The organism is Kitasatospora sp. MY 5-36, from assembly GCF_001182915.1.
GTDB lineage: Bacteria > Actinomycetota > Actinomycetes > Streptomycetales > Streptomycetaceae > Kitasatospora.
In genome coordinates, this window is sequence record NZ_LFVW01000265.1 from 1 (window position 1) to 12,296 (window position 12,296).

General features: G+C 75.1%; 9 protein-coding genes. 3 read left to right on the forward strand and 6 right to left on the reverse strand.

The genetic code is table 11. The features are described 5' to 3' along the window. The 3 genes from AE652_RS18795 to dpgD all read left to right on the forward strand — a co-directional run. Positions 1 to 609: thiamine pyrophosphate-dependent enzyme (locus tag AE652_RS18795; RefSeq protein ID WP_049652974.1), on the forward strand; the 609-nt coding region annotated here is incomplete at its 5' end. 77 nt (positions 610 to 686) lie between these two features. Further along, a complete protein-coding gene (locus tag AE652_RS18800) occupies positions 687 to 2,126 on the forward strand; it encodes a benzaldehyde dehydrogenase (RefSeq protein WP_049652975.1) in 1,440 nt (479 codons plus the stop codon). Beyond that, positions 2,126 to 2,926, forward strand: a complete 801-nt coding sequence (gene dpgD / locus AE652_RS18805; protein WP_049652977.1) for an enoyl-CoA-hydratase DpgD — start codon at positions 2,126 to 2,128, stop codon at positions 2,924 to 2,926. Before AE652_RS18800 ends, dpgD begins: the two co-directional genes overlap by 1 nt. 78 nt (positions 2,927 to 3,004) lie before the next feature. On the opposite strand, the gene AE652_RS18810 is transcribed toward dpgD, so the two are convergent. The 6 genes from AE652_RS18810 to AE652_RS18835 all read right to left on the reverse strand — a co-directional run. Further along, positions 3,005 to 3,964, reverse strand: a complete 960-nt coding sequence (locus AE652_RS18810) for a zinc-binding alcohol dehydrogenase family protein (protein ID WP_049652980.1) — start codon at positions 3,962 to 3,964, stop codon at positions 3,005 to 3,007. Positions 3,965 to 4,043: 79 nt separating this feature from the next. Further along, positions 4,044 to 4,700 (reverse strand): CatB-related O-acetyltransferase, encoded by a 657-nt coding sequence (locus AE652_RS18815; protein WP_049652981.1) that lies wholly within the window; start codon positions 4,698 to 4,700, stop codon positions 4,044 to 4,046. 19 nt (positions 4,701 to 4,719) lie between these two features. Beyond that, positions 4,720 to 6,225, reverse strand: coding sequence for a class I SAM-dependent methyltransferase (locus AE652_RS18820; protein WP_049652983.1), 1,506 nt, complete (start codon positions 6,223 to 6,225; stop codon positions 4,720 to 4,722). Between the two features lie 93 nt (positions 6,226 to 6,318). Beyond that, positions 6,319 to 7,314 (reverse strand): quinone oxidoreductase, encoded by a 996-nt coding sequence (locus AE652_RS18825; protein ID WP_049652986.1) that lies wholly within the window; start codon positions 7,312 to 7,314, stop codon positions 6,319 to 6,321. Between the two features lie 50 nt (positions 7,315 to 7,364). Further along, a complete protein-coding gene (locus tag AE652_RS18830) occupies positions 7,365 to 8,570 on the reverse strand; it encodes an NAD(P)/FAD-dependent oxidoreductase (protein WP_049652989.1) in 1,206 nt (401 codons plus the stop codon). Positions 8,571 to 8,616: 46 nt separating this feature from the next. After that, positions 8,617 to 12,296 (reverse strand): type I polyketide synthase (locus tag AE652_RS18835; RefSeq protein WP_049652991.1); only part of this gene is annotated, 3,680 nt, incomplete at its 5' end.

The window sequence follows — 12,296 nt, forward strand, 5'->3', positions numbered from 1 at the left end:
CGCGCCGCGCTCGCCGCGTACGGACCGGGCCCGCTCGACCCGCTGGCCGCCGCCCACGCGGTGGCCGCCGGACTGCCCGAGGACGCCGTCGTGGTCGAGGAGGCCATCACCACCGGCCTGCGGCTGCGCCAGGTGCTCCGCCAGGACCGCCCGGGCTCGTACCTGCACACCGTCGGCGGCGGCCTCGGCCACGGCATCGGCGCCGCCGTCGGCCGCCGGATGGGCGACGACAGCCGCCCGGTGGTCGCCGTGCTCGGCGACGGCTGCGCGATGTTCGGCCTCCAGGGCCTGTGGGCGGCCGGCCACTACCGCGTCCCGGTGACCTTCGTGGTGATGAACAACGGCGAGTACCGCACCCTCAAGGAGACCCTGGACACCTGGGACAGCCGCTCCACCCGGGGCGGGCGCTACCTCGGCCTGGACCTGGCCTTCGGCCCGGACAGCGGGCGCCACCGGCTGGACTTCCGGGCCGCCGCCGAGTTCTTCGGCATCGAGGCCGTCCGGGTCTCCCACCCCGCCGAACTCACCGAGATCGTCGCCAAGTCGGCGTCCGCGACCGCGCCGCTCCTGGTCGACGTGCCCATCACCGGGCACACCCCGCCTCGTTGAACCGGGGGCGTGCCCGACGGACACGCCCCGGTACGCCGTTCGTCGGGGCCGAACCACTGACAAGGGAGGTGGCCGCGATGAGCGGTCTCATTCAGCTGGACGCCGGGCTCGACCCGGCACTCTCCGGTGGCGAGCTCCAGGTACGGGAGCCCGCCACCGGGCGCCCGATCGCCGTGGTCTCGCTGGCCGCGGCCGCGGACGTGGACCCCGCCGTGGCCGCCGCCGCGCAGGCCCAGCCCGGCTGGGCGGCGACCCCGCCGACCGGGCGCGCCGCCGTCATGCGCCGCGCCGCCGCCGTGCTGGAGCGCCACCGCCAGGAGATCGTCGACCTGCTGGTCCGCGAGGGCGGATCGGTGCGCGGCAAGGCCGACTTCGAGGTCGGCGCCGTCCTGGACGAGCTGTGGTCCGCCGCCGCGCTGCCCACCCGCCCCAACGGCCACCTGCTGGCCTCCGAGCCGGGCCGGGAGAGCTTCGCCCGCCGGGTGCCGCTCGGGGTGGTCGGCGTGATCAGCCCCTGGAACGTGCCGCTGGTGCTGGCGATGCGCGCGGTCGCCCCCGCGCTGGCCCTCGGCAACGCCGTGGTGGTCAAGCCCGACGTGCACACCCCGGTCTCCGGCGGCCGGGTGATCACCCGGCTCTTCGAGGAGGCGGGCCTGCCCGCCGGGCTGCTCCAGGTGCTGCCCGGCGACGCCGAGGTCGGCGAGGCCCTGGTCCGCCACCCCGACGTGCCGATGATCGCCTTCACCGGCTCCAGCGAGGTCGGGGCCAGGATCGGCGCGGTCGCCGGCGGCATGCTCAAGCGTGTCTCGCTCGAACTCGGCGGCAACAACGCCCTGATCGTCCTCGACGACGCCGACCTCGACGCCGCGGCCTCGTCCGGGGCCTGGGGCTCCTTCTTCCACCAGGGCCAGATCTGCATGGCCGCCGGGCGCCACCTGGTGCACCGCGCCGTCGCCGACCGGTACCTGGAGCTGCTCGCCGACCGCGCCCGCAAGCTGCGTCTCGGCGACCCCTTCCGCGAGGAGGTCGACCTGGGCCCGGTCATCGGCGAGCGGCAGCTCGACCGGGTCGAGCGGATCGTCCGCGAGTCGGTGGCGGCCGGCGCCGTGGTGCTGGCCGGCGGCGCCCGGCGCGGCCCGTTCTTCGAGCCGACCGTGCTGGCCGGCGTCACCCCCGACATGCCCGCCTTCACCGAGGAGGTGTTCGGGCCGGTCGCCCCGGTCACCGTGGTCGCCGACGACGACGAGGCCGTCGAACTGGCCAACCGGACCGCGTACGGGCTCACCGCCGCCGTCCAGACCGGCTCGGTGCGGCGCGGCCGGGCGATCGCCGACCGGCTGCGCACCGGCATGGTCCACGTCAACGACCAGACCATCAACGACGAGGCCCACGTGCCGCACGGCGGCCGCGGCGCCTCCGGCAACGGCACCCGGCACGGCTCCGAGCACAGCTGGGACGAGTACACCCAGTGGCAGTGGCTGACCGTCCGCGAGACCCCGGCGAGGTACCCGTTCTGATGGCCGAGCCGACACGGGTGCGGTACGAGAGGAAGGGCCGGGTCGGGTACGTCACCCTCGACCGGCCCGAGGTGCTGAACGCGATGGACCTGCGCATGCACGAGGAGCTGTGCGGGATCTGGGACGAGGTCGAGGCCGATCCCGAGGTCTGGGTGGTGGTGCTGGCCGGCGCCGGGGACCGGGCCTTCTCGGTCGGCCAGGACCTCAAGGAGCTGGCCGAACGGGTCAGGGCCGGCACCGCCACCTCCACCTTCGGCAGCCGGGGCAAGCCGGGCTACCCCCGGCTCACCGAGCGGTTCGCGCTCTCCAAGCCGGTCGTCGCCCGGGTCCAGGGCTTCGCCATGGGCGGCGGCTTCGAGCTGGCGCTGGCCTGCGACATCATCGTCGCCGCCGAGGACGCCGTCTTCGCGCTGCCCGAGGCGAAGCTCGGCCTGATCGCCGGCGCCGGCGGGGTGTTCCGGCTGGCCCAGCAGCTGCCCTACCGGGCCGCGCTGGGCCACCTGATGACGGGCCGCCGGCTGAGCGCCCGGCGCGCGCTGGAGTACGGGCTGGTCAACGACGTGGTGCCGGCCGGGGAGCTGGACGACTGCGTGGACGGCTGGGTGCGCGACATCCTGCGCTGCGCCCCGCTGTCCGTCCGCGCGGTCAAGGAGGCGGCGGCCAAGGCCCTCACCACGCCGCTGGAGCAGTCCTTCGCCACCCGCTACGTCTGGGAGGAGCGCCGGATGCACAGCCGGGACGCCGAGGAGGGCCCGCTGGCCTTCCTGGAGAAGCGCGAACCGGAGTGGACCGGCACCTGACGCGACAGTGACGGCAACGACGAGGCCGCCGCCGGGAATCCGGCGGCGGCCTCGGTCGTCGTGCGGTGACCGCGTCGACTACGGGACGACGACCAGGCGCTTGTGCCCGGTGTCCTCGGCCTGCCAGGCCTGCTCGATCTCCGCCAGCGGCACCGCCCGGGTGTCGATCCGGATCTCACCGGCGGCGGCGCCCGCCATCAGGCGGTTGAACATGTCCAGGAACGCCTGCGGCGGCGGGAAGCCGCCGCCCACGATGGTCAGGCCCGCGCTGCGGATCGTGCCGGCCGACAGCTCGATGGTGGCGCCCGCCGACTCGCCGATCTGCACCAGCCGGGGGCCGGAGCTCTTCAGGTGGAAGTCCTTGCGGGTCATCGCGGTCAGCAGCGCCTCGGTCGGCTTGCCCCACAGGTAGTCCAGGATCACGTCGTACCCGGTGTCGCCGGCCGCGGCGGCGAAGGCCTCGGCCATCTCCTCCTGGGTGCCGTTCAGCGGGACGGTGGCGTCCGCGCCGTACTCGCCCAGGGTGTCCAGGACCTCCTGGTTGCGGCCGGCGGCGACGACCCGTCCGGCGCCCAGGTGCTTGGCGATCTGGATGGCGAGCTTGCCGGCGGCGCCGGTGGCGCCCAGCACCAGGACGGTCTCGCCGGGCTGCAGCTTGGCGGCGTGCTCCAGTGGTATCCACGAGGAGAGCGCCGGGTTGGGCAGCGCGGCGGCGGTGAGGTCGTCCACGCCGTCCGGCACCGGCCAGGTGAACGGGGCGCGGGCGACGGTCAGTTGCGCCATCGAGCCGTACGGCTTGCGGGCCCCGCCGAAGAACACCCGGCTGCCGTCCTCCAGTCGGCCGACGCCGTCCAGGCCGACCACCGCGGGCAGGTTGTCGGAGCTGGCGAAGTGGCCGCCGCCGGCCACCGCCTTGGTGGAGGGGTTGAGCGCGGCCGCCAGGACCTGGACGAGCACCTCGCCCTCGCCCGCGGTCGGCTCGGGGAACCGCTCGAAGCGGGGCGGCTTGCCGAGCGTGTGGAGGACTGCGGCGTCCATGGTGCTACTCCATTCACAGGTGATCGGGCCGAACGTACGCCGGTCCCCGGCCGAGGGCGGCCGGGGACCGGGGAAAACATCAGTTGATCAGACCGGCTTCCTCGGCCGCCAGTTCGAGCTCGGCGGGGGTGCCGGTGAAGATGGTGCGGACGTGCTCGGTGACGGCCTCGACCGGCCAGTCCCACCAGGCGATCCGGGCGAGCCGGTCGATGTCCGCGTCCTCGAAGCGCTTCTTGATCAGCTTGCCGGGGTTGCCGCCGACCACGCCGTAGGCCGGCACGTCGGAGGTGACCACGGCCCGGGTGCCGATGATCGCGCCGTCGCCGATCGTCACGCCCGGCATGATCACGGCCTCCCGGCCGATCCACACGTCGTTGCCGATGACGGTGTCGCCGCGGCTGGCGACGGTGGCCAGCGCGTCCACCGTCCGCGCGGTCCAGTCCCCGCCGAACATGAAGAACGGGTAGGTGGTGGAGCCGATCATCGGGTGGTTGGCGGCCGGCATGATGAACTGGGTGCCGGTGCCGATGGCGCAGTACTTGCCGATCACCAGCTTCTCGGGCCCGAAGTTGTAGAGCACGTTCCGGGTCTCGAACGCCGCCGGGTCGTCGATGTCGGCGTAGTAGGTGAATTCCCCCACCTCGATCAGCGGCGAGCTGATCAGGTTCTTCAGGAACACCACCTTGTTGTCCATTCCCGGAAGGTACGTCTGGGAAGGGTCGGGGCTGACGGGCATGGCCTCTCCTCGTGCGGGACTATGCCTTGGCGGCGGTGACGAACAGGAAGTTTCCGGGGCCGGACAGGTCGCGCACGGTCATCCCGGCGTCGGCCAGCCAGCCGGTGAGCTGCTCCGGGTCGAAGGAGCCGCGGTGCGCCTGGCGCTCCAGCCGGCTCTGGAACTGTCGGTAGAGCGGGTCGGCGGCCTGACGGAAGGTCATCACCGTGAAGGTGCCGCCCGGGCGCAGGCAGCGGCCGACCTCGCGGATCGCCCGCTCCGGGTCGGGGATGGCCTGCAGCGCGTTCCAGCAGTTCACCCCGCCCAGCGAGGCGTCCTCGAACGGCAGCTCCAGGGCGCTGCCGCGGACGGTGAGGACCCGGTCCAGCTTGGCCCGCAGCTGGGCCAGCATCTCGGCGGAGAGGTCGAGCGCGATCACCCGCTCCTCGCCGAGCGAACGGGCCAGCACCCTGGTCCAGCGGCCGGCGCCGGCCGCCAGGTCGAGCACCGGGCCGTCGACCGGCCGGACGTGCTCGCTGAGGTAGGCGTCCTCGTCGTCGAGCGACACCCAGCCGCCCCAGTTGGCGCCCATGATCCGGACGAACCCGGCCCGCAGGCCGCGCTCGTACCGGCCGGCCAGCAGCGGGTCGCTCGGGCCGGACGGCTGGTCGTGGAAGTCCAACAGCCCGTCCACCGACGGGAATACGGCCTCGCAGCCGGTGCAGACGGCGGCCTCGGTGCCGCCGGCCAGCGGCTGCCGGCAGCGCGGGCAGCGGACGGCCCGGGCGTGGCCCCGCAGGACGTCCGCGGCCGGGGACGGCTCGGCGGTCCGCTCCTCCTCGGGGGCGGGCACCACGAACGGGGACACCGTGGCGCCGTGCTCGCAGGCCCAGACCGCCTTGGCGCCGGAGTAGGCCAGCAGCGCCCGGGTCTCGGTCGCCCACAGCTCGGCGGTGCGCTCGGCGGGCAGGCCGAGCCACTGGTCGAGCGCGGGGGCGGTGGCCCGCTCCTGCTCGGTCAGGCCCCAGACGGCGGGGGAGGGGAAGACCCGGCCGAGGTTCCACCGGGTCGCGGCGTCCGCGGTCTCCCACGGCTGGAGGCAGCGGGCCAGCCGGGACAGGTCGTCCTGGTCCACCCCGGTGCCGGGGAGGGCGGCGAGGATCCGCGCGCCGTCCTCGGGGAAGTGGCCCAGCAGGAAGAACAGGGCGGCGCCGCGGCCGGCGTCCGTCCCGCCGTCCGACAGCAGCCGGAGGTAGCGGTCCAGGCCGGCCCGGACGGCTTCGTGGGCGGGGAAGCCGCCGTCCGGGCCGGCGGCCTCGGCCAGCAGCCCGAGCAGCAGGGCGAGCCTGGCCTGGTGCGCGGGCGGGACGGTGTCCAGCGCGTCCAGCAGGGCCGGAATTCCGGCGAGCGCGTCCGGGCGGAGGGAACCGTCCGCCTGGAATTCCGCGGCGAGCCGGCGGAATGCGCCGTCGAGTTCGGCGGGGGTCGAGCCGGTGAATTCGTCGATCGTGGCGCGCGCGACCGAAATCGCGCTCGTGTCACTCATGGTGCGGAGCCTACCCGTCCCGGTCTGCGAGGCAGATCCGAATATGGTGCGAGAAGCGTGTTCTGAGGGGAATTCAGGGGGTGTAGGGGGGTGTTAGGGGATGAGCAGGACGCGGCCGCTGGTGCGGCGCTCCTCGACGGCGGCGTGCGCCTCGGCGGCCTGGCCGAGCGGGAAGCGGGAGTCGATCCGGACGGTCAGCTTCCCCTCGCGCATCCACTGGAAGCAGCGCTCCAGGAAGTTCAGCGGCGGCCACGACTCGTCGAAGAAGTGCGGCAGGCAGAAGCGGGTGACGAACAGCGAGCCCTTGTCGTTCAGCGTCATCAGGTCCAGCGGCGGGACGAAGCCGCTCGCCTGGCCGAAGTTGATCAGGTAGCCGCGCGGGGCCAGGCTGTCGAGGTTCGCCTCGAAGGTGTCCTTGCCGACCGCGTCGTAGACCACCCGGACGCCCTCGCCGCCGGTGATCCGCTTGACCTCGGCGGCCACGTCCTCGGTGCCGCCGGAGACGATCACCGCCTCGGCGCCGGCCTCCTTGGCGACGACGGCCTTCTCCTCGGCGGAGACCACGCCGATGACCCGCGCGCCGCGCATCCGGGCGAACTGGGTGATCAGCGTGCCCACGCCGCCGGCCGCCGACTGCACCAGGGCCCAGTCGCCCTCGGCCAGCGGGTACGCCTCGTGGGTCAGCTTGTACGCGAGCAGGCCCTGCACCGGCAGGCCGGCCGCCTCGCCGAGGTCGATGTCCTCCGGCACCGGGATCAACTGCGCGGCGGGGGCGATGACATGGCTCGCGTACGAGCCGGCCGCCAGGGCCCAGGCGACCCGGTCGCCGACCCGCACGCCGGTCACGTCCGGGCCGAGCGCCTCGACGTAGCCGGAGCCCTGGTAGCCGGGCTCCAGCGGGAGCGCGGCGTCGGCCCGGTAGTAGTCGCGCTTGGCGAGGTCGCCGCGCCGGTTGAGGATGTCGAAGAAGGTGACGGCCGCGGCGTGGGTGCGCAGCAGCACCTGGCCCGGGCCGGGCTCGGGCAGTTCGAGGTCCTCCAGCTCCAGCACCTCGGGGCCGCCGTAGGCGTGCTGACGGATGATCTTCATGGCGGGTGTCACTCTCTCTGGGAACGGGTGGCGTGTGAGCTGACGGATCGTCAGCGCGGCTTGGCGTTGAGGTAGTTGCTGAAGGCCTTGATCTGGAAGCGCTGGAACCCGGTGAAGGAGATGCCGTCCTTGGAGCGCTTGAAGAGGCCGGGCACCGACTGGCCCTGCTTCCCGGTCGCCGCGGCGTAGTGGTAGAGCATCTTGACCCGGCGGCGGCGGATCTTCTCGTAGCGGCGCAGCAGTTCGGCGGGGGAGCCCTGGCCGGACAGCGCCCGACCGATCACCCAGGCGTCCTCCAGCGCCTGGTTGGCGCCCATGCCGGTGCGCGGCGGGACGGCGTGCACCGAGTCGCCGAGCAGCGTCACCGGGCCGCGCCCCCACACCTTGGGGACCTGGTGCAGGATGTGCGGGAAGACCTGGACGTCCTCGTCGCTGATCGACTCCAGCAGCTCGGGCAGCGGGGAGGAGAAACCGGCGAACCGGGCCCGCAGGTTGGCCACCGCGGACTGCGGCCGGCCGTCGGCGCCGATCGGGCCGGTGCCGTCGGGGGAGCCGGGCGCGCCGGGCGGGACCGCGTCGCCGTCCGCCCACGGCGTCTCGAAGGCCCAGTAGAGCATGGACTCGCCGAGCGGGTGCATCACGCACAGGCCGTGCTCGCCGGCCATGGTCTGCACCCGGTTGCTGTTGGTCAGCTCCACCGGCAGCGGGGTGGTGCCGTGCCAGGTCGCCCAGCCGGTGTGCTCGGCCGGCGAGAAGCCGAAGAGGTGCTTGCGGACGAAGGAGCGGTGGCCGTCCGCGCCGATCAGCACGTCGGCCTCGATCCGCCGGCCGTCCTCGAAGGTGATCGCGACCGGCCCGTCCGTCCCCGGCGCGGGCTCGTCGATGACGGTGGCGCGGGCGCCGAACCGCAGCACGCCCGGCGGCAGCGCGGCGGCCAGCACCTCGACCAGCTCGCTGCGGCGGATCACCTTGTTCGGCGAGCCGAAGTCGCGCGCGATCCGGTCGAGGTCGACCTTGACCAGCGGCTGGCCGGTCTCCGAGGTGATGTCCACCCGGTCGAGGCGGTGGCCGAGGTCGGTGTGGTCGATGCCCAGCTGGGTCAGGATGCCCGTGGCGTTCGGCCACAGGATCACCCCGTAGCCGCCCTTGCGGAGCTCGTCCGCCTGCTCGTAGAGCTCGACCTGGTGGCCGGAGCGGGTGAGCGCCAGGGCGGAGGCGACGCCGCCGAGCCCTGCACCGATGATGACGATCTTCATGAGCTGTCTCCTGAGGAGGTTCGAACGGTGGATCAGCGGTCGGCCGTCAGAGGGGTCTGAGGGCGGGCTCGACGGCGTCGGCCAGCCACGCCAGCACGGTGCGCGCGGTGGTGTCGGAGTGGTCCTCCAGGACCGAGAAGTGGTCGCCGGGGGTGTCCAGGGCGGTGTGCGGGAGCGACCAGACGGCCTGCCAGCCGGCCGACTCCCGGATCTCCTCGGTCCACGGGTCGGCCGCCCGCACCAGCAGGGTCGGTACGGCGATCCGCTCCGGGCGCCAGCCGGCGAAGAGCCGGTGGTACGCGCCCATCGCGGCCAGCCGGGTGTCGTCGGCGAGCGCGAAGGCCGACTCGCGGTCCTTCATCGCGGCGGACATCGACGGCTCCAGCAGCGGCAGTTGGTCGTAGTCCGGGTCGTAGCTGTCGACCAGGGCCAGCCCGGCCGGGCCCGTCCCGAGCCGCTCCAGCCGGGCGGCGACCGCGTGCGCGATCCAGCCGCCGGCCGAGCGGCCGACCAGGACGAACGGCCGGCCGCCGGTGTGCCGGAGCACCGACCCGGCGTGCAGGTCGGCCAGCGCGTCCAGGTCGGCGGGCGGCAGCTCACCGGCCAGGAAGCCCGGCTGGGGCAGCACCAGGACCTCGCGGCGGCCGCGGCAGGCGGCGGCGAACCGGGCGTACTCGTGCGGGCCGGAGACCGGACCGAAGGACGGCAGGCAGACCAGCACCGGGCCGTCCGGGCTCTGCGCGAGCCGGACCGGTTCGGCGGCCGGGGCCTCCTCGGCGGTCCGGAACGCGGGCCGGCAGCCGGCGGCGGCCTTGAGCAGGTCCAGCGCGGCCATCGAGGAACCCTGCTCGCAGGCCTGCCAGTAGAGCGTCGCCAGCGGGCCGTCCGCCTCAGCGGCCCGCCCGTCGGAGCGGGCGTCGGCCCGCTCGGCGAGGCGCTCGCGCAGGTGGGCGGCGAGCAGGGCCGGGGAGGGCTGGTCGTAGATCAGGCTGGTGGCCAGCCGGAGCCCGGTGGCCGCGCCCAGCTGGTTGCGCAGCGCCAGCGCCGTCAGCGAGTCGAAGCCGAGTTCGAGGAACCGCCGCCCCGGGTCGACCTGTTCGGGCCCCGCGTGGCCGAGCACCCCGGCCACCGCGCCGCGCACCAGGTCGAGCAGGATCCGCTCCCGCTCCACCTCCCCGGCGTCCGCCAGCCGCCCGGCCAGCCGCTCGGCGGCGGACGGGCCCGCGGTGTCCTCGGGGAACTCCCCGGCCGGCTCCTGGCGCCGGGACGGCGCACCGGCCGCGAGGTCGCGCAGCAGTGCGGGCAGCGGCCCGGGAGCGGCCCGGCGGCGGATGGCGGGCAGGTCCAGGCGGGCGGTCACCAGGGTGGCGTCCCCGGCCGCCAGCGCGGCGTCGAACAGGGCCAGGCCCTCGGCGGAGGAGAGCGGGGCCACCCCGCCGCGGACCATTCGGGACAGCTCGGCCTCGTCCAGCCCGCCGGTCATGCCGCTGGGCTGCGCCCACAGGCCCCAGGCGAGCGACTGCGCGGGCAGGCCCCGGGAGCACCGGCGCTCGGCGAGCGCGTCGAGGAAGGCGTTGGCCGCGCCGTAGCTGGTCTGGCCCGCGCTGCCGAGGGTGGCGGCGGCGGAGGAGAACAGCACGAAGGCGGCCAGGTCGTGGCCGGCCGTCAGGTCGTGCAGGTGGACGGCGGCGTCGACCTTCGGGCGGAGCACGGTGTCCACCCGCTCGGGGGTGAGCGAGTCCAGGATGCCGTCGTCGAGGACGCCGGCGGTGTGGACGACGGCGGTGAGGGGGTGGTCGGTGGGGATGTCGGCGAGTGTGGCGGCGAGTTGGTCGCGGTCGGCGGTGTCGCAGGCGGTGACGGTGACGGTGGCGCCGAGGGCGCGGAGTTCGGTGGTGAGCTCGGCGGCGCCGGGGGCGTCGGGGCCGCTGCGGCTGGTGAGCAGCAGGTGGCGGGCGCCGTGGTCGGTGACGAGGTGGCGGGCGAGCAGGGCGCCGAGGGTGCCGGTGCCGCCGGTGATCAGGACCGTCCCGGCCGGGTCGAGCGGACGGACGTCGGCGGTCGGGGTGGCCCGGACCAGCCGGGGGGCGAACAACTCGCCGCCACGGACGGCCAGTTGCGGCTCGCCACAGGCCAGCGCGGCGGGCAGGGCGGCGGCCGCGTCGGCGGTGCCGTCGAGGTCGACCAGGACGAACCGGTCGGGGTGCTCCGCCTGCGCGGAGCGGAGCAGGCCCCAGAGCGGGGCGTGGACCAGGCCGGGCACCGGGTCGCCGGGGGCGGCGGCGACCGCGCCCCCGGTCAGCACGGCCAGCCGCGTCCCGGCAAACCGCTCGTCGGCGAGGAACTCCTGGAGCAGGCCGAGGACTTCACCGGTCACCCGGTGGGCGTCCGCCGGGGACCCGCCGTCGGCCGGCGGCGCGGGCAGGAGCAGGACCTCCGGCCCGCAGGCGGCCCCGGCCAGGGAGTCCAGGCGGTCGAGTCCGGCCAGGCCGTCCAGCCGGAGCCCGGGGACGGCCCGGTCGTCGCCGAGCACCGCCCAGCGCTCGGCCCGCCCGCCGTCGCCCGGCGCGACCCGGGCCCACTCGACCCGGAAGAGCGCGTCCCGCTGCCCGCGCCGGGCGGCCCGCAGCTGACCGGCGGAGATCGTCCGGACGGCCAGCGAGGCCACCGAGGCGACGGGGGCGCCGGTCTCGTCGAACAGGGCCAGCGACACCGAGTCCGGCCCGGTGGGGGAGACCGTCACCCGCAGCGCCGTGGCGCCGGTGCCGTGCAGGCGGACGCCGCTCCAGGCGAACGGCAGGCCGTTGCCCTCGGCCGCGCCCTCCCGGCGGGCCAGCCCCATGCCGTGCAGGGCGGCGTCCATCAGCGCGGGGTGCAGGCCGAAGCGGTCCGCGTCGGCGTGCGCCTGCTGCGGCAGCCGGACCTCGGTGTGCACCTGCTCGCCGAGCCGCCAGGCCCGGGTCAGGCCCCGGAACACCGGGCCGTAGCCGTAACCGGCCTGTTCCAGGCGGTCGTAGAAGCCGTCCAGGTCGACGGGGGCAGCACCGGCCGGCGGCCAGGGCCCGCTCTCGGCGGGAGGCTGGGCGTCGTCGGCGGCGAGCAGACCGCCGGCGTGCCGGGTCCACGGCTCGCCGTGCGGGGCGTCCTGGGGGCGGCCGTAGACGGCCACCGGCCGCAGGCCGGACTCGTCGGCCGCGCCGACCACGGCCTGCAGGACGACGGCGCCGCGCTCGGGGAGGATCAGCGGGACCTCGATGGCCAGGTCCTCGACCAGGCCACAGCCGACCTCGTCACCGGCGCGGACGGCCAGCTCCACGAAGGCCGTACCGGGCAGCAGGACGGTGCCGGAGACGGCGTGGTCGGCCAGCCACGGGTGACTGCGCAGCGACAGCAGGCCGGTGAGCACCACCCCGTCGCCCTCGGCCAGCGGCAGGGCCGCGCCGAGCAGCGGGTGGTCGGTGGCGCCGAGACCGGCGGCAGTGACGTCCCCGGTGCCGGAGGAGGGCTCCAGCCAGTAGCGCTCGTGCTGGAAGGGGTAGGTGGGCAGGTCGACCGGGCGGGCGCAGGCCGAGCGGCCGGAGAGGTCCACCGCCACGCCGCGCACCCAGAGTTCGGCGGCGGAGGCCAGGAAGCGGGCGAGGCCGCCCTGGTCGCGGCGGAGCGTGCCGCAGGCGACGGTGGGGGCGGTCGCCTCGTCCAGGGTCTCCTGGAGTCCGGGGGTGAGGA